Origin of the sequence: Mycetocola sp. 2940, from assembly GCF_040548835.1 — a bacterium.
Taxonomy (GTDB): domain Bacteria; phylum Actinomycetota; class Actinomycetes; order Actinomycetales; family Microbacteriaceae; genus Mycetocola_A.
This window is the reverse complement of record NZ_JBEPSK010000014.1, coordinates 60,372-81,763: the sequence shown is the minus strand read 5'-3', so window position 1 is coordinate 81,763 and position 21,392 is coordinate 60,372. Positions and strand designations below refer to the sequence as shown.

The 21,392-nt window shown below is 68.6% G+C and carries 19 protein-coding genes and 2 tRNA genes; 11 read left to right on the top strand and 10 right to left on the bottom strand.

Annotated elements, in window-relative coordinates:
- Nucleotides 1–259 precede the first annotated feature (259 nt).
- From ABIE24_RS15065 to ABIE24_RS15035, 7 genes are all read right to left on the bottom strand, one after another.
- A complete protein-coding gene (locus tag ABIE24_RS15065) occupies nt 260–1,699 on the bottom strand; it encodes an LLM class flavin-dependent oxidoreductase (protein WP_354501088.1) in 1,440 nt (479 codons plus the stop codon).
- A complete protein-coding gene (locus tag ABIE24_RS15060) occupies nt 1,696–3,435 on the bottom strand; it encodes a dipeptide ABC transporter ATP-binding protein (RefSeq protein ID WP_502916288.1) in 1,740 nt (579 codons plus the stop codon). Before ABIE24_RS15060 ends, ABIE24_RS15065 begins: the two co-directional genes overlap by 4 nt.
- Nucleotides 3,435–4,286, bottom strand: coding sequence for an ABC transporter permease (locus ABIE24_RS15055; RefSeq protein ID WP_354501084.1), 852 nt, complete (start codon nt 4,284–4,286; stop codon nt 3,435–3,437). The genes ABIE24_RS15060 and ABIE24_RS15055 overlap by 1 nt, the downstream gene beginning before the upstream one ends.
- The gene (locus ABIE24_RS15050) at nt 4,283–5,290 is read right to left on the bottom strand and encodes an ABC transporter permease (protein ID WP_354501082.1); all 1,008 of its coding nucleotides are present in this window, start codon (nt 5,288–5,290) and stop codon (nt 4,283–4,285) included. The genes ABIE24_RS15055 and ABIE24_RS15050 overlap by 4 nt, the downstream gene beginning before the upstream one ends.
- Nucleotides 5,268–6,911, bottom strand: a complete 1,644-nt coding sequence (locus ABIE24_RS15045) for an ABC transporter substrate-binding protein (protein WP_354501080.1) — start codon at nt 6,909–6,911, stop codon at nt 5,268–5,270. The genes ABIE24_RS15050 and ABIE24_RS15045 overlap by 23 nt, the downstream gene beginning before the upstream one ends.
- Nucleotides 6,912–7,400: 489 nt before the next feature.
- Nucleotides 7,401–8,015 (bottom strand): hypothetical protein, encoded by a 615-nt coding sequence (locus ABIE24_RS15040; RefSeq protein ID WP_354501078.1) that lies wholly within the window; start codon nt 8,013–8,015, stop codon nt 7,401–7,403.
- Entirely contained in the window at nt 8,012–9,301 is a 1,290-nt protein-coding gene (locus ABIE24_RS15035) for a serine/threonine-protein kinase (RefSeq protein WP_354501076.1), read from the bottom strand. Before ABIE24_RS15035 ends, ABIE24_RS15040 begins: the two co-directional genes overlap by 4 nt.
- A 107-nt stretch (nt 9,302–9,408) precedes the next feature.
- Here ABIE24_RS15035 and ABIE24_RS15030 point away from each other — a divergent pair.
- The 6 genes from ABIE24_RS15030 to ABIE24_RS15005 all read left to right on the top strand — a co-directional run bounded on the left by ABIE24_RS15030 (nt 9,409) and on the right by ABIE24_RS15005 (nt 15,306).
- Nucleotides 9,409–9,480: transfer RNA gene (locus ABIE24_RS15030), tRNA-Thr, on the top strand.
- A 35-nt stretch (nt 9,481–9,515) separates the two neighbouring features.
- Nucleotides 9,516–9,589, top strand: a tRNA-Met gene (locus ABIE24_RS15025).
- Between the two features lie 195 nt (nt 9,590–9,784).
- A complete protein-coding gene (locus ABIE24_RS15020) occupies nt 9,785–10,594 on the top strand; it encodes a patatin-like phospholipase family protein (RefSeq protein ID WP_354501074.1) in 810 nt (269 codons plus the stop codon).
- A gap of 61 nt (nt 10,595–10,655) precedes the next feature.
- Nucleotides 10,656–11,678 (top strand): 3-oxoacyl-ACP synthase III, encoded by a 1,023-nt coding sequence (locus tag ABIE24_RS15015; RefSeq protein WP_354501072.1) that lies wholly within the window; start codon nt 10,656–10,658, stop codon nt 11,676–11,678.
- Entirely contained in the window at nt 11,678–14,326 is a 2,649-nt protein-coding gene (locus ABIE24_RS15010; RefSeq protein ID WP_354501100.1) for an alpha/beta fold hydrolase, read from the top strand. Before ABIE24_RS15015 ends, ABIE24_RS15010 begins: the two co-directional genes overlap by 1 nt.
- Entirely contained in the window at nt 14,323–15,306 is a 984-nt protein-coding gene (locus tag ABIE24_RS15005) for an NAD-dependent epimerase/dehydratase family protein (protein WP_354501070.1), read from the top strand. The genes ABIE24_RS15010 and ABIE24_RS15005 overlap by 4 nt, the downstream gene beginning before the upstream one ends.
- A 400-nt stretch (nt 15,307–15,706) precedes the next feature.
- On the opposite strand, the gene ABIE24_RS15000 is transcribed toward ABIE24_RS15005, so the two are convergent.
- The 3 genes from ABIE24_RS15000 to ABIE24_RS14990 form a co-directional block, all read right to left on the bottom strand.
- Entirely contained in the window at nt 15,707–16,909 is a 1,203-nt protein-coding gene (locus ABIE24_RS15000) for an NAD(P)/FAD-dependent oxidoreductase (RefSeq protein WP_354501068.1), read from the bottom strand.
- On the bottom strand, nt 16,906–17,106 hold the full coding sequence (locus ABIE24_RS14995) for a ferredoxin (protein WP_354501066.1): 201 nt from the start codon (nt 17,104–17,106) through the stop codon (nt 16,906–16,908). Before ABIE24_RS14995 ends, ABIE24_RS15000 begins: the two co-directional genes overlap by 4 nt.
- 98 nt (nt 17,107–17,204) lie before the next feature.
- Complete coding sequence (locus ABIE24_RS14990) at nt 17,205–17,708, bottom strand: GNAT family N-acetyltransferase (protein WP_354501064.1); 504 nt, start codon at nt 17,706–17,708, stop codon at nt 17,205–17,207.
- 67 nt (nt 17,709–17,775) lie between these two features.
- On the opposite strand from ABIE24_RS14990, the gene ABIE24_RS14985 reads away from it, so the two are divergent.
- The 5 genes from ABIE24_RS14985 to ABIE24_RS14965 all read left to right on the top strand — a co-directional run bounded on the left by ABIE24_RS14985 (nt 17,776) and on the right by ABIE24_RS14965 (nt 21,368).
- A complete protein-coding gene (locus tag ABIE24_RS14985; protein WP_354501062.1) occupies nt 17,776–18,558 on the top strand; it encodes a sulfite exporter TauE/SafE family protein in 783 nt (260 codons plus the stop codon).
- Nucleotides 18,559–18,662: 104 nt separating this feature from the next.
- Nucleotides 18,663–19,319: a DUF937 domain-containing protein gene (locus ABIE24_RS14980; RefSeq protein ID WP_354501060.1), complete on the top strand. Its 657-nt coding sequence runs from the start codon at nt 18,663–18,665 to the stop codon at nt 19,317–19,319.
- A gap of 46 nt (nt 19,320–19,365) precedes the next feature.
- Complete coding sequence (locus tag ABIE24_RS14975; RefSeq protein ID WP_354501058.1) at nt 19,366–19,812, top strand: FAS1-like dehydratase domain-containing protein; 447 nt, start codon at nt 19,366–19,368, stop codon at nt 19,810–19,812.
- Nucleotides 19,809–20,228: a MaoC family dehydratase gene (locus tag ABIE24_RS14970; protein WP_354501056.1), complete on the top strand. Its 420-nt coding sequence runs from the start codon at nt 19,809–19,811 to the stop codon at nt 20,226–20,228. Before ABIE24_RS14975 ends, ABIE24_RS14970 begins: the two co-directional genes overlap by 4 nt.
- 3 nt (nt 20,229–20,231) lie before the next feature.
- Nucleotides 20,232–21,368, top strand: coding sequence for a UDP-N-acetylmuramate dehydrogenase (locus tag ABIE24_RS14965; protein WP_354501054.1), 1,137 nt, complete (start codon nt 20,232–20,234; stop codon nt 21,366–21,368).
- The last annotated feature ends 24 nt before the right edge of the window (nt 21,369–21,392 follow it).

The window sequence follows — 21,392 nt, the reverse complement described above, 5'->3', positions numbered from 1 at the left end:
TGGGCGCGAATTCACTCGGTGCGGTCGAGTTCACGCGCTGCGCCGGGTGTTTTGGTCCGGAGTGCGTGAAGTGGGCGCGCGGATGCCGTGGGCCGTGTCGTGCGGCCCGCTCGCGTTCCCGCCGCGCACCGGCGCCGGTTTTGGGCGTTCGGCGCTGGGTCGGCGGCGTAGTCACCCGTTGCGGTCGAGGTCATCCGGTGCGCCGGGTGTTTTCGTCCGGAGTGGATGACCTGGGCTGCAGGCGGGGCGCACCAGCGCCTCACACGCTCGCGGTCTCGGACTCCACCGAAGCCGCCGCTCGACGCCGCTCGTCGGCTTCGTCCCACGTCGTCGGGCCCGTCGTGAACGCGCCGCGGTAGGCGGCAGCCGGGTGGCGCTCGTTGAGGGTCGGCGCGCCGAACAGCTTCTCGCGCAGCGTGCCCGGCGCGTAGTCTTTCTGCGCCAGCCCGCGTTCGCGCAGGACGGGCAGCACTTTGTCGGCGAACTCGGCGAACGAGCCGGGGATCACCCAGTTGATGACGTTGATGCCGTCGACCCCGGCATCCTGCCACTTCTCGAGTTCGTCCGCGATCTGTTCGGGTGTACCGACGACGCGATTGACGTTCGCGCGCTGGCGCACGAGGTCGCCGAGGGTGGGCTCCCGGTCCGGGATCGCGAGGGCCGCCCACTCGAGGAAACCCTTCGTGGTGTTGGTGTCGACATCCTTGATCGGGGTCTCGGGGTCGTAGACCCGCCCGTCGCCGTCGACCAACGCCGAGTGGGCCAGGAAGCCTTCGACGCTCACGTACCTGTCGTACTCGCGCGCCTTCTCCTGAGCCTCCTCCTCGGTGTCCCCGATGATGAAGCTCAAGCCGGGGAAGAACTTGATGTCCTCGGCATTGCGCCCGGCTTCGACGGCGAGGCGGCGGGTCTCTGCGATCTGGACGCGCGCGGCATCCGGTGTTGGGGAGATGATGAACACGGCTTCGGCGTTGCGAGCGGCGAACGCCAGACCCGAACCGGACGATCCGGCCTGGAAGAGCAGAGGCGTGCGCTGCGGTGACGGGGACGGCAGGTGCGGGCCCTCGACCCGGTAGCGCTCGCCCTCGTGGTAGATCTTGTGCACTTTGCTCGGATCGGAGTAGTAGCCGTTCTCCTTGTCCTTGAGCAGGGCGCCGTCGTCCCACGAGCCTTCCCACAGCTTGTAGGTCACGTCGACGTACTCCTCGGCCCAGCGGTAGCGTTCGGTGTGGTCGGTGAGCTTCGGCAGGCCGTAGTTGCGCGCGCCGTTGTCCTGAGTGCCGGTGACGACGTTCCACGCGATCCGACCGTTCGAGATGTGGTCGAGGGTCGAGACCTGCCTGGCGAAGTTGAACGGGTGGTTCTGCATGACATTCGAGGTGAGGGCCAGGCCGATGTTCTCGGTGACGACGGCGAGCGCACCGAGCAGCACGGTGGGGTCGTTGCTGGGGATCTGCAGTCCGTGCCGCACGTAGACCTCGTAGTCGGCGTCGGAGTCTCCGTAGAGCCCCGAGACGTCGGCGAAGAACATGGCGTCGAACTTCGCGTCCTCGAGCAGGCGGGCGAGCTCGATCCAGGTGTTGACGTCGTTGAACTCGGTCTGCTGGGCGTCGGGCCGACGCCACTGGCCGTGGTTGATGTGCGAATTCGTGTTCATCACGAAGGCGTTGAAATGCAGGGGCTTCCTGGGGGTGCTCATCGTGTTCCTTCTGTTGGGGCCGGCGCGACGGTCACGGACCTGTCCTCATCGAGGGTCTGCAGTGCGCCGAGCAGTTCCTGCGTGTACGGGTGGGCCGGTGCGGTGAAGACCTGGTCGGCGGTGCCGCTTTCGACGACGAACCCGTCTTTCATGACGAGAACACGGTCACTCATGTGGCTGATCACCCCGAGGTCGTGCGAGATGAAGAGGTAGCTCAAGCCGAACTCCTTCTGCAGGTCGACGAGCAGGTCGAGGATCTGAGCCTGGATCGACACGTCGAGGGCCGACACCGCCTCGTCGAGCACGACGATCGACGGCGACGGGGCGAGGGCGCGGGCGATGGCGACCCGCTGGCGCTGCCCGCCGGAGAGCTGGAGCGGGAACCGGTTCAGTACGGTGTCGGGCAGCCCGACCTGGGCCAGCAACGCCAGGACGCGTTCCCGTTTCGCGGCGGCTGTCGCGAACGCACCAGCCGGCAGGCTGTCGAGGAGGATCCGCTCGGTGTTCCACCGCGGGTCGAACGAACTCAGCGGGTCCTGGTAGACGACGGAGATCTGCTTGCGCAGCCGGCGCCGCCGGGCCTCGGGAACCGCTGACCAGTCCTGTCCGAGCAACCGCACCGTGCCGGCATCCGCCTGCTCGAGCGCGAGGGCGATCCGTGCTGTCGTCGACTTGCCCGACCCCGATTCGCCGACGATGCCGAGCGTCTCTCCGCGACCGAGCGTGAACGAGACGTCGTTCACCGCCGTCGTGCGGGTGCCGTCTGGAGCGGTGAAGTGCTTCACGAGCCCGTCCGCTTCGAGCACGGGGCCGTCGAAGGCAGCGTGTTCGTCGTTGGCGTGCGCCGCCGTGTGGGCGAGCGCCACTTCGGTCGCGGGCGAGAGCCGCGAACCCCGGGTGTCCCTCGAGGGGACCGCGTTGATGAGGCTCCGGGTGTACGGATGCTGTGGGTCGGTGAGAATCGCGTGCGCGGTTCCCTGCTCGACCACTTCACCACCGCTCATGACGAGGATCTCGTCGGCGAGGTGGGCCACGACCGACAGGTCGTGGCTGATGAGGATGATCGACACCCCGCGCTGCTTCATCTCTTCGAGCAGAAGCAGGACCTGCGCCTGCACGGTCACGTCGAGTGCCGTGGTGGGTTCGTCGGCGATCACGATCTCGGGGTCCAGGGCGATGGCGGATGCGATGAGCGCCCGCTGGCGGAGCCCGCCGGACAGCTCATCGGGCCGCTGGCGTGCTCGGTTCCCAGGGGAGGGCACGCCGACGCTCGTGAGCAGGTCGAGGACCTTGCGTTTGCGCGACGCGCGGTCTCCCCAGCCGTGCAGCGCGAGCGCCTCCTCGATCTCCTTGCCGACCGGCCGCAGCGGGTCAAGCGAAACCAGCGCGTCCTGCAGGATGAAGCCGATCCGGCGCCCGCGGATCGACCGCCAGCGCCTGGGCGACAGCGCGGTGAGGTCGTCATTCCCGAGACGGATGCCGCCGTCGACGACCGCATTCTGGCCGGTCAGGCCGACCAGGGTGCGGGCGGTGACGCTTTTGCCCGACCCGGATTCGCCGACGATCGCGACGCACCGTCCCTCTTCGAGGTCGAAGGAGACGTTCTTCACGACCGGACGGACGGCGCCGTCACGGGAGAAACCCACGTTGAGGTTGTCGACGCTCAACCGCAACGGGCGTGCGGGAGCCGCGTCGGCCTGGGCGTCTGTGTGCACCGAGAGATCGAGAATCGTCATCATGCATCGCCTTTCTCGAGGTGGGTCTGGATGTGTTTGCCGAGTGTGGTCGCGGCCAGGGCCAGGACCACGATGATGAAGCCGGGGAGGACGATGAGCCAGCTGGCCTGGGTGATGTAGGCGCGGCCGGCATCGAGGAGCGCGCCCCATTCCGGCGAGGGGGGAGCGACGCCGAGACCGATGAACGCCATTCCGGAGGCCCAGACGATCGACTGCCCGACACCCATCGTGAAGATGGCGATCAGCGGGCGGAGGGCGTTGGGGAGGATGTGCTGCCGGAAGATCGTGAACCGGGCGTGGCCGAGGGCGCGGGCGGCTTCGACGTAGCCGGAGTTCTTCGATGACAGGATCTGTCCGCGTACCATCCGGGCGTAGCCGGGTGCCGAACCGAGCCCGACCGCGATGACGAGGGTCAGCGGTGAGGAGCCGAGGATCGAGACCAGCAGCAGGGCGAGCAGGAGGGTGGGGAAGGCGAAGAGCGCTTCGATCAGCCGGTTGACGATCCCAGCCGGGATGCGACCGGCGAGCGCGGCGATCGAGCCGAGCACGAGGGCGACGACGAGTCCGAGACCCGCGGCGCCCACACCGATGGCGAGCGATTCGCGGGTGCCGTAAATGACCCGGCTGAACAGGTCCCTGCCCGACTCATCGGTGCCGAACCAGTGGGCGAGCGACGGCGACTGCAGCGCCTTCGTGAAGTCCATGGCGAAAGGGTCGTGCGGGGTGAGAACGTTCGGTGCGACGGCGGCCACGAGGAAGAGGCTGAGCGTGATCGCCGCGGCGGCGAATCCGGGAGAGACGCGACGCCGGCGGGAGGCCGGCGCGACGGCCTGTTCGCGTACTGCGGTCATGAGTTCTTCATCCTCGGGTCGATGACGGTGTACGCGAGGTCGACGAGGAGATTCGCGATCACGTAGGTGGCGGCGACGAGGACGACCACGCCGGTGACGACGGGGAGATCCTGGGAATCGACGGCTGTGATGAGGACGCTGCCGATTCCGGGGCGGGTGAAGAGCGATTCGACGATGACGGCACCGGAGATCGTGGCGCCGATCGCCCATCCGGACAGCGTCACGGCGGGGAGCACGGCGTGACGGAGCACGTGGCGCAGCCGGATGCTGAGGTCGCTCATTCCCCGCATCCGCGCCGTGACGATGAACGGCGCCGTGAGCGAGCGCTCGAATTCGGTGCGGGTGGCCTGCCCCATGAAGCCGGCGAGCGGGATGGCCAGGGTCAGGGCCGGCAGCACGATCCCGTTCACGCCGGTTCCGCCGATCACGGGGAACCAGCCGAGTCCGAGCGCGAAGACGAGCAGCAGGAGGATGCCGAGCCAGTAAGGCGGGAGACCGGCGGTCACCGTGTCGAGGCCCGATCCGAGTGCGCGGATCCGCGGGCCCCTCCCGGAGGTCAGCGTCACCCAGAAGACCATGATCACCCAGGCGAGAACGAGCGTCACCGCTGTGAGCGTCAGCGTCGCCCCGACCTGTTCGGAGATGATCCCCCATACCGGCCGATGCTGCTGGTAGGAGATCCCGAGGTCTCCGCGCAGCAGCCCGCCGACGTAGTCGAGGTACTGCACGAGTATCGGGTCCTGCAGGCCGTACTCCGCGTTGATCGGAGCCAGTTCCTCCGGGGTGCGGAGCTGCGTCTGCCCCGCCCGGACGTTGAGGATCGTCGTCGCCCGGTCACCGGGGAGGGCGATCTGCGCGAGGAACGCGGCGGTCGCCGCGCCCCAGAGCACGACCACGGCACCGACGAGCTTCTCGACGATCCGGCGTGCCCGCGGGCTGACCGCGGGCCGACGCTGGGACCCGGCCGCGGCATCCGCCGTCTTACTCGACAAAGTATGCGTCATGGAACACCGGTCCTCCCTGCGAGCTTTCCTGCCAGACGTCCTTGAGGTGCGGGTTCACGGCGAGCGTCGACAGCCGGTCGTAGAGACCGACCGACAGCGCGCGGTCGGCGATGTACTCTTGCGCCTCGGCGTAGAGCGCGTTCTGCTCGTCCGGGTCGAGAGCCGAGTTCGCCTGAACGATGAGGTCCTCGAGTGCGGGGTCGTTGTAGAAAGCCGAGTTCCAGTTGTTCGGGCTCTCGGGCAGGTTCTGGCGCCAGTTGATGTACTGGATCCCGGCGTTCACGCTGGTCCAGTAGCCGACGGAGATGTCGTAGCCGTCGACTCCGGAGTACTTGCCAGACGCAGCGGCGCTCGGCGGGATCGGAATGAGATCGACCTTGAATCCCGCTGCCTTCGCCTGCTGCTGCACGCCCTGGAGGATCGACGCCCCGTCGGCGTTGATGATCGTGCCCCCGCCATAGGGGAACAGCACGTCGAGCGTCTTGCCGTCTTTCACCCGGTAACCCTCCTCGTCGCGCTCGGTCCAGCCGGCGGCGTCGAGGAGTTCGTTCGCCTTCTCGAGGTCGAAGCTGTAGGTGTTCGCTGCTTTTTCGCTGTAGCCGGGCGTCGTCTGGCTGACCGCGCCGTTGCCCTCGTAGGGGATCACGCCCTTGCCGATGGTGTCGACGATGCTCTTGCGGTCGAGGCTGTAGACGAACGCCTTGCGCAGGTTCTCGTCGGTGAAGACGCCCTTGGCTGTGTTGAAGCTGATCTGCTGCGGGCGTCCGGGGGTGACGTACTTGAGCTGCTCATAGCCCTGCTCGTCGACTCCGGCCCATTCGATGGCGGGAACGTCGTAGATGGCGTCGGCTTCACCGGCGCGGAGTGCCGAGACGCGGGTTGTCGCGTCGCTGATGAACTTCCAGTCGACCTTCTCGACATAGGCGGCGCCCTGATGGCGGGCGTTGGCCGGCGGCGAGGTGTAGTCGTCGTTGCGGTGGAGGATGATGTTCTCGCCGCGGTTCCACTCGCCGACGGTGAACGCGCCGGATCCGATCGGAGCGGCGCAGTTCTCTTCGTCGGTGCGGGTCTCGAGCGCCTGCTGTGACTGGACGCCGAAGTAGCCCTGCGTGAGGTTCTCGGCGAACAACGGGTACGGCTTGGCGAGGTTCACCTGCACGGTGAGCTCGTCGAGAGCCTCGGCCGATTCGTAGTACCCGCCGAGCCAGACAGCCGCCGTGCTGTTGCCGCCTTCCGCCCAGTAGTCGAAGTTGTATGCGACGGCCTCGGCGTTCACGGGGGTTCCGTCGGTGAACGAGACGCCCTCTTTGAGGGTGAACGTCCAGGTGAGCTGATCGTCGGATGCCTGCCACGTTTCCGCGAGCCAGGGCACGATTTCGTGGTTCTCGTCGAGCGAGACGAGGTTGTCGAGCACCTGGTACGAGAGGTACGCCTGCTCGATCCACCCGCCGAAAACGCACGCCGGTTCCTGCTGGTGGCCGTAGGAGACGGTGCCGCCCTTCACCTGCTTCGCGCTCGCGGCCGGTTCGATCGATCCCCCGGCGGAGCAGCCGGAGAGCGCGAGCATCGCAGCGATGCCTGCCGCGAGCAGCGGAACTGTCTTCAACGTGTGTTTGTGCATGAGTGCCATGCCTTTCTCTGCCGTGGGATTGGTGGGAGCTTATGGGCGCTCCCGGGCGGTGCACCATGCGTCGCGACACAGAAGGAAACAAACATCACCTCTGCAGCTTCTTCGCGCAACCCTGACAGGGTCCGTCAAAGATGCGGCTTTGGGGCCGAGTGCTGGCAATCGACGAAAGAAACTTCATTTCGCCCGCGACGTCCACCTGGCGTTCTTTCGGGCATGACCAACGCCGTTTCGATCGCATCCGAGCGGGGTTGATCGAGCCAGGGACGGGCTCCGACCTGCCGCAGACGCTGCGGGGTCGCATCGCTTTCTTCGAATATGTGCTCGCGCAGGAATGGCGATCACCGGGAGCGGGATTTGCTCGACTCCTCTTACGCCCCGGCTATTGCGGGAGCGAAATCACCCGTTGCGGTCGGGTTCACCCGGTGCGCCGGGTGTTCCGGTCCGGAGTGCGTGAAGTGGGTGGCGGTATGACGCGCGTGCTCAGCCCTCGCCGTCGACTTCCCCGTCGACGGGCTCCTCGGTGTTCTTGGCGTCTTCCTTGGCCTTTTTCTCCGCTTCCTCGGCAGCCTTCTTCGCGTCTTCAGCGGCCTTTTCTGCGGCCTTCTGGCGCTCTTCCTCCGCCTTCTTGGCGGCCTCCTGCAAGGCCTTCTCCGCGGCTTCCCGGGCCTTCTTCTCGGCTTCCGTCTCCGGGGTGGGGGTGGGGGTGGCTTCCTCCTCCTCGACCGGCGCGGTGGACTCCTCGGGTTCCGGTTCGGGTTCTGGTTCCGGTTCGGGAGTGGGCTGCGGCGTCTGGGCGTCGATCGCCGCCTGAATATCGGTTCGCACGGCGGTCATTGCCGCTTCGATTCGCTGGTGCCGCGCGAAAGAGAGGCTGCCGTCGGCGGCAGCGGCGTCGAGCTCGCTCTGGAGTGCCGCCAACGTCTCGAGAGCGGCGGCATAGCCCCCGTCGGCAACGGCGGTGGTCACCGCGAGCACCCGTGACTGAAACGCTTCGGCCCGGTCGGGGTCGATGTCCGGCGGGGTTGCCTGGCAGCCGGTCGCGACCAGAAGGACGAGCGCCGCGCCGGCGATTGCTGAACGAACGTTCTTTCTCATGGCTCCACGCTTTCCTGAAGATCCTCGAGGTGCTCGCCGATCTCGCCGGGAACGGCGGGATACTCGACGCCGGGAGCAGGATCAGCGGGGGTGTCGAACGCGCCGAACGAGACGGAGAGCGTCACGAGCACGGCGCACAGGACGGCGGCGAGCAGGAGGGCAGGCCATCGGCGGCTCCGGGATGCAGGGCGCGGCGGCGCGGCCCTCTGCCTGCGTTGTGGTTCGGTTGCGGGCTCGGCAGGCGCGGCAAGCGGCGGGGCTCCCGGCTCGAATGCCGTCGTCTCCGCGTCGGGAATCGGGGGAGGGCCCTGCTCGAGGACCGTCGTCACCGCCTCGGGAACGGGCAAAAGCTGCGTCGCCTCGACGGGGGTGGTCGCCGGCACGACCATGGCGGCCGTGTCGTCGGCGTCCGCCGCGACGCTGCGCCGGAAACCGTCAATCGACGCGATGCCCCGCAGTGCCAGGGCGACCTCATGGGCGTTCGGTCGCGACTCGGGCGAGCGGGCGGTCATCGCCCTGAGCGTCTCCGCGAGAACCGGGTCGAGAGCGTCGGGGATGAGGGGGTCCCGGGTGAGCGGAGCGAAGGCTGCTTCCTGCCCTTTGCCCAGAAACACCCGTTTTCCGGTCGCGCACTCCAGCAGCACGAGCCCGAGCGAGTAGACGTCGCTCGGCGGGCCCACCTCTTCGCCGCGCGCCTGCTCGGGGCTGAGGTATCCGGCCGAGCCGAGGGTGAAGGAGGTCGCCGTCAACCGGGCACCGTCGACGAGCCGGGCGATTCCGAAGTCGGTGAGTTTGGGATGTGGTCGGGTGTCGTTGCCCGGTGTGTGGGCTAGGAGGATATTGGCGGGTTTGACGTCGCGGTGCACGACACCCTGCTCGTGAATGTAATGGAGTGCATCAGCGAGATCGGCGCCGATGTGGCGCACGTCATCGCTCGACAAGGCCCCGTGGTCGAGGGTGTTCCTCAGGTCGGCACCGGGGATCAGCTCCATCACGAGGTAAGACCGGGGGTTCAGCGGGTCGCTCTCGTCGTTGCCCGCATCGAACAGCGTCACGAGTCCGGAATGGGAGAGAGTGGCGAGCATGCCGATCTCGCCCTGCTGCCGCTCGAAGTCAGCGGCGTTGGTGGAGGCCACCCGAAAGAGCTTGATGGCGACATCGCGCCCGAGCACCTCATCGTGGGCGCGGTAAACCGACGCCATCCCGCCGGATCCGATCAGACCGACAAGTCGATAGCGGTTCCCGAGCACGAGGTCGAGGGCTGGGGTCTGTACGTTCTCAGTCATCGATCATCCTTCGCTCTATCGTATGTTGGGAGAGGCATCCGTGCAGGCGGTACGAGCGGTCGCTCCAGTGATGCTATTCTCTACTGGTGCCATTTTGTAATGGTCACGCTCCGGTAGCTCAGTGGTAGAGCACTTCCTTGGTAAGGAAGAGGTCGTCGGTTCAAACCCGACTCGGGGCTCGTTACTTGCTCGGCACGCCCGGGCGAAGTTTCGCGGCAGGGTAGCTCAGTTGGTGAGAGCGCACGACTCATAATCGTGAGGTCGCGGGTTCGAATCCCGCTCCTGCTACGGGGAAAGGCTCTCAAGCCTCTTCCCATGTAGCCCCGAGGTCTCGCCACCTCGGGGCTTTTCTCATGTCTGGACCAGGCAGGTCGAGTTCGGCAAACGGTCAGGCGAGGCGACATAAAATCGCTGGAATCATTGCTCCAGCCCGCCCCTCAGCGGTTCGCCGGAGCGCTCGGCCCAGGCAGGGAGAAGAACAACGTGAGCGACGACCGCAGCCTGGGACTCACACTCGGCGGTGGGGGCGCCTTCGGCGCTGCGCACGTCGGTGTCCTCCAGGTTCTCGCCGAACGAGGCATCCGCCCGGGGATCGTTACCGGCACCAGCTCGGGCGCACTGGTCGCGGCCGCCTACGCCGCGGGCATCGACCCGTCGGTGATCGAGGATGCGGCGCTCGGGTTTCGCTGGCGAGCGATCGCTCGATTCTCGACTGCTCCTCGCTGGGGTCTGCTCGACACGGCAGCTCTGGGTGAGGCGGTGAGCCAGATTCTCGGCGCTGACCCGCTGATCGAGCACCTCCCGCGTCGATTCGGTGCGGTCGCAACCGACCTTCGAACGCGCCGGACCGTGACGATCGACGAAGGCCCGCTGAGCGTGGCGCTGAGGTCGACGATCGCCGTTCCCGGATTGCTTCCGCCGATACGCCGTGGTGATGCGCTGCTCGCTGATGGCGGCATCCTCGACAACGTCCCGGTCGACCCGACTCGCGCGCTCGGCGCGTCCCGGGTGATCGTCGTGCGGTTGCACGCCAAGTGGGAGAACGTTCGGATGATGCGCACGCGCAACCAGACAGCCGACCTTCGGCGTGACCCCTCGATCGTGCTGATCGAACCGGAGATGGAAGGGATGGCGCAGTGGACCATGTCTGACGTGCCGCGTCTCATCGCTGAGGGACGTCGGGCCGCGACGGTGGCGCTGGACGCGGCGCAGCGCGAGTGGAGTGTTGGAGCTCCTCCGCTGGAAACTTCCGACTCGTCGGGCGGAAAGCAAGCCGGTCAACGATCAGCGTGAAGGCAACGTAAAATCGGGAGGCACGACGTAGCCCGACCTACAGTTCGACAGGGAGCCCCCATTGGATGGAAACGCAACGACCACGCACCGCAATGTCGCGCTGCTGTCCGTCGCCGCCACCCTCGCCTCCCGCATAACGACCTCTGAGGAGATCGACTCCCGGCTGGCTCCTGTTCTCAAGCGGCTCAAGTTGCCGACCGGGCTGCTGCAGCGCGTCGCCGGGGTTCACGAGCGCCGCAACTGGGATGACAGCCAGTCGTTCGATTCGGCTGCCGTCGACGCCGGACGTCGTGCACTTGCTGAGGCGGGAGTGTCAGCCGACCGGATCGGGCTGCTCATCAACACGTCGGTGACCCGGAAGCACCTCGAACCGTCGGTCGCCGTCAAACTGCACCACGGCCTCGGGCTGCCGTCGTCGGCTGTCAACTTCGACATCGCCAACGCGTGCCTCGGTTTCGTCAACGGAATGAGCCTCGCCGCTCAACTGATCGACTCGGGCCAGATCGAATACGCCATGATCATCGACGGCGAAGACGCCGATGACATCCAGAACAACACGATCGAACGTCTCGGCCGCGAGGGCATCGGCCGCAAGGAATTCATGAGCGAGTTCGCGAGCCTCACCCTCGGCTCGGGTGCGGCCGCCGCGGTGCTCGGCCGAGCTGACGCGAACCCCGGCGGGCACCGCATCGTCGGCGGCGTCACGCGCGCCGCCACCCAGTTCAACGAACTCTGCGTCGGCAGCGTCGATGGCATGTTCACCGATGCGAAGGCGCTGCTGAAGGGCGGCATGCAGCTCGTCGTCTCCGCGTGGAAGGAAGCACGACGCGACTGGACCTGGTCGAACATGGACCGGTACATCGTGCACCAGGTGTCCGACATCCACACGGATGCCATGATCAAGGCCGTCGGCATCGACCGGAAGCGTGTGCCGCTGACCTACCCGAAGCTCGGCAACGTGGGCCCGGCATCGATCCCGATCACACTCCAGCGCGAATCGGCGAGCCTCAAGTCAGGGGACCGGGTGCTGCTGATGGGCGTCGGGTCCGGGCTCAACACGGCGATGATGGAAATCGCCTGGTGATGAACGCAGCGGGCGGCGCCATGCTGCCGGCAACGCTGCCCCCGGCGGGCCTCGATGAACTCGACCCCACGTTCTCGCGGGTGGTGCGCGCCCCGGAGGGCGGAGCATCCGCCGACCGGGGCTGGCATGTGCTCGACAACGCCAGGCGGCTCGCCGAACTCGGCGTGGAACCGGTCGGCACGATTCTCTGCGTGCACGGAAACCCGACCTGGTCGTACCTGTGGCGGCGGCTCGTGTCGCAGGCGACGGATGTCGCGGCGAACGGAGGCGACGCGTGGCGCGTGATCGCCGTCGACCAGCTCGACATGGGGTACTCGGAGCGCACCGGCACGCGTCGGCCGCTTGTCCGCCGCGTCCAGGACCTCGACGACCTCACCACGGCTCTCGACCTCGGTGGGCCGGTGATCACCCTCGGCCACGACTGGGGCGGAGTTGTCTCACTCGGCTGGGCCGTGAACCATCCCGACCTGCTCGCCGGCGTGATGCTGCTGAACACGGCCGTGCACCAGCCCGAACAGTCTCCGATTCCCGCACCGCTGCGGCTGGCCCTCCAGCCGGCCGTGCTCGGCGGGGCGACCGTGTCCACGCCGGCCTTCCTCGAAACGACGCTCGCGCTCGCGCACCCGCCGCTGGCGGCACCGATCAAGAACGGTTACCGGGCCCCGTATCGTGGCGCCGGGCGACGCGGCGGCATCGGCGGTTTCGTGGCCGACATCCCCGTCGACGCCGACCACGAGAGCTGGCCCGAGCTCGAGCGGATCGCATCCGGCGTCGCCGGCCTGCGCGTGCCCGCCCTGATGCTGTGGGGTCCCCGCGACCCGATCTTCAGCGACCGCTACCTCGACGACCTGATCGACCGGATGCCGCACGCCGACGTGCACCGTTTCGAAGGCGCCGGGCACCTCCTGGCCGAAGACGTCGATTACGCGTCCGCCGTCCTCACCTGGCTGGGCGACAGCATCCGCACTCCGGAAGAGCTGCCGTCTGCGGCGCCGGCCGAGTCGGACCGCCCGCCGCTGTGGCACTACCTCGACGACCTCCGCGACAGCGACGAGCCTGCCGTGATCGACATGGTGCCGCCCGGCGGAACCGCTCCCCGCGTGGTGTCCTGGCGCCTGCTGGCGACGCGGGTACGGCAGATCGCTTCAGGCCTCGACTCGATCGGGGTGAAGAAGGGCGACCGGGTGTCGCTTCTGATTCCGCCGAGCGCTGACCTCGTCGCCGTGCTCTACGCCTGCCTGCGCATCGGTGCGATCGTCGTCGTCGCCGACGCGGGCCTCGGGCTGAAGGGACTCACCCGCGCCGTTCGCGGCGCGTGCCCGGACCACGTCATCGGTGCGCTGCCCGGCCTGACGGCCGCTCGGGCGCTCGGCTGGCCCGGGCAGAAGATCTCGACGACCACGCTCGCGGCTCCCGCCCGCCGCGCGCTCGGCGTCTCGTTCTCGCTCGCCCAGCTGGCCTCGCTCGGCTCCGAAGAGGACCCGCCGGAACCACCCACACCCGCCGACACCGCGGCGATCCTCTTCACCTCCGGGTCGACCGGGCCGGCCAAGGGAGTCGTCTACACGCACGCGCAACTCTCCGCCGTGCGTGACGCCCTCGCCGCCCAGTACGGGATCGGGGTCGGCACCGGGCTTGTGGCCGGGTTCGCTCCGTTCGCTTTGCTCGGGCCCGCCCTCGGTGCCCGCTCGGTGACGCCGGACATGGACGTGACCGCGCCGAAGACGCTCACCGCGACCGCCGTGGCCGCCGCGGTGAAGGCCGTCGACGCCACCGTCGTGTTCCTGTCGCCGGCCGCCGTCGCGAACGTGGTCGCGACATCCGCCGACCTCGACGCCGACGACAGCCGAGCCCTCGCCGGCGTCGAACACTTTCTCTCGGCGGGCGCCCCTGTCTCCGAGCCGCTCCTCGCCGCCATCTCCGCCCTGATGCCTTCCGCGACTCCGCACACCCCGTACGGCATGACCGAGGGGCTGCTGATGACCGACATCACGCTCGACGGCATCCGCGACGCCGCGGCCGCGGGTCTGGTCGGGGTCTGCGTCGGAACGCCGTCGGGCGCCACCCGGGTGCGGATCTCCCCGCTCGACCCCGACGGCGCGGCGACCGGCGACCTGACGGATGCCGCGCTCATCACGGGCGAGATCCTCGTCTCCGCCCCGCATGTCGAAGACCACTACGACCGGTTGTGGCTCACCCACCGGACCAGCCGCCTCGGCGGCGTGCCGGGGGAACGCTGGCACCGCACCGGAGACGTCGGGCACCTCGACGACGCCGGGCGGCTCTGGGTCGAGGGCCGGATGCCGCACGTGATCGTCACCGCGAGCGGTGTCGTCACCCCGGTCGGCCGTGAACTGCAGGCCGAAACCGTCGACGCTGTCGTGCGGGCCGCGATCGTCGGCGTGGGGCCACGGGGCGCCCAGCAGGTCGTCGCCGTTGTGGAGACGTCGCCGCAGGCGCGCCGCGTCGCGCTCGCGAGTCCTGAGCTTGCGGCGTCGGTTCGCGCGGCCGTCGACGTGCCGCTCGCCGCCGTCCTCGTCGTGCCTCACCTGCCGACGGACATCCGCCACAATTCCAAGATCAACCGGTCGGCCTTGTCGGCCTGGGCCGACGGCATCCTCGCGGGTGGGCGGATGGTCGCCCCGTGAAAGTCCTCGTCACGGGAGCGAGCGGGCTGCTCGGCCGTGCTGTCGCCGCTGAGCTTCATTCTGCGGGGCACGAGGTGCGCTGCTTCCAGCGCCGTCCGTCGCTCGTCGCCGGTGCGGTGGACTCGCTCGGTTCGGTCACCGATCCGGATGCCGTCGGGCGCGCCGTCTCCGGACAGGACGCGGTCGTGCACCTCGCCGCGAAGGTGTCGCTCGCCGGAGACCCCGCCGACTTCGACCGGGTGAACGTCGACGGCACCCGGAATCTCGTCGATGCGGCCCGCTCGGCGGGGGTCGCCCGGTTCGTGTACGTCTCGTCCCCCTCGGTGGCGCATGCCGGAACCTCGATCGTCGGCGACGACGCGCTCCCCGCTGACCCGGCGCATGCCCGCGGCGACTACGCCCGCACGAAGGCTCAGGCCGAACTGCTGGCGCTCGCCGCGGATTCGGACGGTTTCCGGGTTGTGGCCGTTCGCCCGCACCTGGTCTGGGGCCCCGGCGACACCCAGCTCGTCGAGCGGGTGGTCGAGCGGGCGCGGCGGGGCCGGCTCCCGCTCCTCGACTCGGGCGCCGCTCTCATCGACTCGATCTACATCGACAACGCGGCGACCGGTATCGCGGCGGCGCTCGCGCGGGTCGATTCGGTCCACGGCCGGTCCTACGTTCTGACGAACGGTGAGCCGCGGCCGGTCGCCGAGTTGCTCGGCGGGATCTGTGCCGCAGCCGGCGTGGATGCCCCGCGATGGCGGGTGCCGGCATCCGTCGCCCGGAGCGCGGGTTCCTTCATCGAGGCCGTCTGGCGGGTGAAGCCCGGGGTCGACGAACCGCCGATGACGCGGTTTCTCGCCGAGCAGTTGTCGACGGCGCACTGGTTCGACCAGCGGCGCACCCGGGCGGACCTCGAGTGGACCCCGGCGGTGTCGCTCGATGAGGGCTTCCGGCGGCTCGCCGAGCACTACGGGGCGAAGCGCGCGGGGCGCTGAAGGCTCGGGTCGAGTAGCCACAACGTGCTGTCGGGACATCGAATTGCCTCGATCTGTCGTCCGAAGCGTCTGCGAGGGACAAAGTGCGGCGATTCGAGCGCGACGGCGCGGGCGGTGGTCTCTCGGACAAGATGCTCGGAGTTCGGGTCGAGTTGCCTCAAACTGCTGCTCGGCGATTTGAGTTGCCTCAAACTGTCGCTCGACGCGTCTGCACGCGACATGTTGCGGCAACCGGGCCTGGCACCCGAGCATCAGCGCGAGAAACTCAGGCGGGCGACAACATTGTGCGCCGAGGGTGTGGTCGGGCGCCCATGGGCGCCGGTGCACAATGTTGCCGCCCGCCGTCCCGCCATGGGCGCCGGTGCACGATGCCACCCGCCGCCGTCTCAGGAAAAGCAGCTCAGGCGTCGACGACGGATGCCCACGCGGCGCCATCGAGGACGTGCTGACGCCACCCGCGCACCACCTTCGCGGCCCCGATACCCATCACGCCGACCAGGCGTTCCCCCCGCCGAAACAGCGCGACCATACGCTTCTCGTCGAACGAACCCTCGACGACTCTCACCTCGTCGTAGCCGCGCAACCAGCCGTGGACCTGCAGTTTGAGCTCGTACTGGTCGGTCCAGAAGTACGGCACCGATGCGAACGCGGCCGGTTCGCCGTCGAGGAGCCTGCGGGCGACGTGCATGCCCTGCTCTGTGGCGTTGGTGCGGTGCTCGACCCGCATGAACTCGTCGAAGACCGGGTTGTTCCAGCGCGCGGCGTCGCCGGCGGCGAAGATGCCGGGCGCCGCAGACAGGTCGGGTGCGCATTCGATGCCATCCCCGAGCGGGATGCCACTTCCGCGCAGCCAGTCCAAATCCGGTGCCGCGCCGATCGCGACGAAGACGACATCGGCGTCCAGTCGCGTCCCGTCGGCCAGTTCGACACCGGTGACGACACCCCCGGTATCGAGAAGCGACATCACGGCAGACTCCGGTCCCATCCGCAGCGCCACTCCGTGGGCGCGGTGCAGTTCGGCGACCTGGCCGCCGACATCCGCGCCGAGGCTCCGCTCGAGTGGGGTGGGCGCGGCGCTGACGAGTGTCACGTCCACGCCGAGGCCGACGGCGGTGGCAGCGACCTCCGTGCCGAGGAACCCGCCGCCGACGACGACGAGCCGTCGGCCGGGCTGCAGTTCGGCCCGTAACGCGAGCGCATCGTCGACGGTGCGCAAGGTGTGGACGCCCCGCAGCTGGCCCGTTCCCGGAAGGATGCGAGGCTGAACGCCGGTGGCGAGCACGAGTCTGTCGAAAGCAAGGTCCGTGCCGTCAGAAAAAGCCACACGGTGCCCCGCGACGTCCAGCCCGGTCGCTCGCAGACCGGTGCGGATGCCGACGCCGAGGTCCGCGAGCTCGTCCTGCGTCTTCAACAACAGCCGTTCGGGCTCCCATTCGCCCGACAGCAGGTGCTTGGACAGCGGCGGCCGGTCGTACGGCGCGTGCGTTTCGGCGTCGACGAGGGTGATGTCGCGGTCGTATCCGTTCCGGCGTAAAGCGGCCGCGGTCGTCAGGCCGGCGGCCGACGCGCCGACGAGAACGATGCTTGCGGGTGTTGCTGTCATTCGTCCTCGCGCAGGCGGAGTGCGGCGGACGGGCAGCTGAGAACGGCGTCGCGCACGGCCTCGTAGTCTTCGGCGTCGGGGTTCGGGTTCAGCAGGATGACCTTGCCGACTTCGTCATCCTGGTCGAAGACGGCCGGGGCGATATTCACGCAGACGCCTGCAGCGACACAGACCTCAGTATCGGCAATGACCTTCATCGGGACCTCTTTTTCCGGCCGCGGAAATCGCGCACCTGATTCAATTCTGCCAGCCTCCGATGCGTGGCGCGACGCGACTGCGGGATTGCGGGACCTCGTCAGGCGGAGGTGTGCTCCAGCATCCGGTGCATGATGTGAAGTCCGACGAGTCCGGACGAGGGGGAGTCGAAAGCCGCGGGCACCGTCGCGAGGATGCGGAACCCGAGCGACTGCCAGAGCGCGATCGCGCCCGCGTTGGTTTCGACGACGGCGTTGAATTGCATCGCCTGGTAGCCGTCGCTGGCGGCCTGGTCGAGTACATGCACGGCCAGCGCACGTCCGATCCCGCGGCCGACCGCCGTCGGCGCCACCATGAAACCGGCGTTCGCGACGTGCGAGCCCGCGGCGGGCTGGTTCGGATGCAGCTCCGCCGTGCCCAGGACCGTCCCGTCCTCGTCCACCGCCACGAACACGCGCCCGCCCGGCTTGGTCATCCACCAGGCTCGGGCGTTCTCCTCCGAGGTGTCAGCAGGCCAGCAGTACGTCTCACCGGCGGCGACGATCTCGCGGAGGAACGGCCAGATGCCGTCCCAGTCGTCGTCGTGGGCATCCCGAATTCGCATGCCCTCACGCTACCGGCAACGGAGGCGGTGATAGCGTCGGAATCTCGCGCCATCACGGAGGAGACGGATGCCACAGCAACACACCGCGGGACGCTGGGTCCGGATCATCCTCATCGGTCTCGCCGCGGGGTTCCTGTCCGGCCTCTTCGGAGTCGGCGGCGGCATCCTCATCGTCCCCGCGCTGATGCTCCTCGTTTCGTTCGACCCGCGGATCGCAGCGGGAACGTCGCTCGCGGCGATCGTGCCGATGTCGATGGTCGGCGTGATCAGTTATGCGGCCGGAGGGTACGTCGACTGGGCGGCCGCGGCGTTGCTCGCCGTCGGCGCCATCGTCGGTGCGCAGGTCGGCAGTCACCTGCTCAGCCGGCTGCCGCGGCGGGCGCTGCGGTGGGGGTTCATCGCCTTTCTCCTCGTGGTGATCGTCAGTCTGTTCCTGGTGATCCCGTCGCGGGAGGCGTCGATCGAGTTCACGGTCGGTTCGGTGATCGGCCTCGTGGTGCTCGGGCTGGTCACCGGTGTGCTGTCCGGTCTGCTCGGGATCGGGGGAGGAGCGGTGGTCGTCCCGATGCTCATCGTTCTGTTCGGTGCGAGTGACCTCGTCGCCAAGGGCACGAGTCTCCTGATGATGATCCCGACCGCCCTGTCGGGCACGATCGGCAACGTTCTGCGGAAGAACGTGGACCTGCCGGCGGCGGCGGTCCTCGGCGTCTCGGCGTGCACGACGACGGCGCTCGGCGCGATCCTGGCGGCTTCCATCACCCCTCAGCTCGCCAACCTGCTCTTCGCCGGCTTCCTCGCCGTCGTCGCCGCACAGTTGATCGTCAAAGCGATCCGGTCACCCTCGTCCTGACGTCCAGGCTGTCGCGCTACCCCTACCTTCCGTGTAATTCGCGTCGATAGCCTGTCGGAAGAGCCGCCCGCCGGTGCGCGGCCGCAACCTCAGGAAGGAAGCACATGGCATCCCTGGATGAACTGATGAGCCAGATCCCGATCCACGACGTCGCCGCGAAACTCGGAGTCGACGAGGAGACCGCCCGCGCGGCGGTCGAGCAGGCGCTTCCCGCCCTGGTCGGTGGGCTCGAAGCCAACGCGAAGGACCCGAGTGGGGCGGCATCGATCGAGAAGGCGGTGGCGAAGCACTCCCCGGCGCTCGTCGACGGTGGTGTGAACCTCGACGAGGTCGACACGAACGACGGCGAGAAGATCGTGTCGCACATCTTCGGCCCGAACAAGGAGCAGGTCGTGCAGACCCTCAGCGCCCAGCCGGCCGGGTTCAGCGCCGGCGGTATCGTCGGCAAGCTCCTGCCGATCCTTGCCCCCATCGTGCTCAGCTACCTGGCCAAGAAGTTCCAGGAACGCAAGCAGACCACCGAGACGGTGCAGCCGACCGAACCGATGCAGCCGAAACAGCCGAAGAAGGAGGCCGAAGGGGGATTGGGCGGTGTTCTCGGCGATCTCCTCGGCGGCGCCTCGTCAGGCTCGTCGTCAGGTTCCACCGGCGGCATCGGCGACATCCTCGGTGATCTCCTCGGCGGCGGTGGCGGCGGCGGTTCGAAAGGCGGCGGGATCGGTGATCTCCTCGGCGGTCTCCTCGGAGGAGGCCGCAAGTAGGCAGCGCGTCCCGGCGTCCGCAAGGGCGCCGGGTAGGCTGATCTGCGTGTCAGTGAACCCCGAACTCCAGGGCCGCGTCTTCCCGCCGGCCCCGCCCTACCTGGTCGGTCGAGAGAAGGTGCGCGAGTTCGCCCGCGCCGTCTTCGCCACCTCCCCGATTTCGCTCGACCCGGATGCCGCGGCTGCGGCCGGTCACGCCGACATCGTCGCGCCCCCCACCTTTCCGGTCGTGATCCAGGAGCACACGCTCGCCCAGCTGCTCAGCGAGTCCGACGCGGGGATCGACTTTTCCCGGGTCGTGCACGGCGACCAGCGGTTCACCTACTCGCGGCCGATCGTCGCGGGTGATGAACTCACCGCGACCCTGACCGTCACGAGCGTGAAGACCCTCGGCCCGCACGCCATGGTCACCGCCTCCTCCGAGATGCTCGACGCCTCCGGGGCCCACGTCGTCACGGCCATCTCCACCCTCGTCGTCCGGGGTGGCGAATGAACGCGCCGCGGCTCGACGCGCTGGCCGTCGGCGACGTCGTCGCCGAGCGTGAGTTCCCCCTGACGCGCGATTCCCTCGTGCGGTACGCCGGAGCATCCGGTGACTTCAACCCGATCCACTATCGCGACGACGTCGCGGCATCCGTCGGCCTGCCCGGTGTGCTCGCGCACGGCATGCTGACGATGGGCTTCGCCGTGCAGCCGGTGGTCGACTGGGCAGGCGATCCGGCGCGGATCGTCGACTACCAGGTCAAGTTCACCCGCCCTGTCGTCGTCGACCCCGGCACGGGAGCGACCGTCACGGTCGTCGCGAAGGTCGGCGCGCTCACCGACACCTCCGCCCGGGTCGACCTCACGGTGACCTTCGACGGGGCGACGGTGCTGGGCAAGGCCCAGGTCGTCGTAAAGCTCGGTTAGGCGATGACGACGCTTCTCTCGGATCTCACCACCCTGCGCGTCGGCGGGCCGGCGGAACGCCTGGTGCCCGCGACGACGCGGGAGGCGCTCGTCGCTACCGTGCTCGACGACTGGGCTCACGGCGATGAGCCGCTGATCCTCGGGGGCGGATCCAACACCCTGGCCGCCGATGACGGGTTCGACGGCACCGTGGTGCAGGTCGCGACCCGCGGCATCGAACGGCTCGACGCGGAACCGGGCCGGGTGCGTCTGCGCGTCGAGGCCGGGGAGTCGTGGGATGGCCTGGTGGCGTTCGCTGTGGAGAACGGGTGGAGCGGGATCGAGGCGCTCAGCGGCATCCCCGGGTCGAGCGGTGCGGCCCCGATTCAGAACATCGGCGCCTACGGGCAGGAGCTCGAGAGCGTCCTCGTCTCGGTCGACCTGCTCGACCGCGATCTTCTCGAGGTCGTCCGGGTTCCCGCCGCCGAGCTCGAGCTCGGCTACCGCACCTCGGTGCTCAAGCGGCACGGCGGGTCGGTTCCCGAGCGGGATGGCGTCGTGGTTTCACTCGAACTCGATCTCGCCGACGATGCCGGGCTCAGCGAGCCGATTGCTTACGCCCAGCTCGCCGGCGCCCTGGGCGTCGACGTCGGCGCGCGGTTGCCGATCGCCGACGTCCGCCGTACTGTGCTCGGGCTGCGGTCGTCGAAGGGCATGGTGCTCGACGCCGCCGACCCCGACACGTTCAGCGCCGGCTCGTTCTTCACGAACCCGATCGTCTCCGAATCGTTCGCCCGGAGCCTGCCGGCGGATGCGCCGCGCTGGCCGATCGACGAGAGCTCCGACGCCAGCGTCGTCATTCCTCTGGGGGAATGGGACGGCTCGCTGCCGCCGCCGTTCCCCGCGCCGTCGTTCGAACATGGTGCCCGGGTGAAGCTCAGCGCCGCGTGGCTGATCGAGCGGGCCGGCATCCGTCGCGGATTCCGGCTGCCCGGGTCCCGTGCGGGCGTGTCGACGAAGCACACTCTCGCGCTCACCAACACGGGTGGAGCGACCGCCGACGAGATCGCCGCGCTGGCGCGCTTCGTGCAGGCGCGGGTCGCCGCCGAGTTCGGCGTCGTGCTGCAGCCGGAACCGGTCTTCGTCGGCATCTCGCTGTAGCCGTCGCGCACGCGCGGGTGTTTC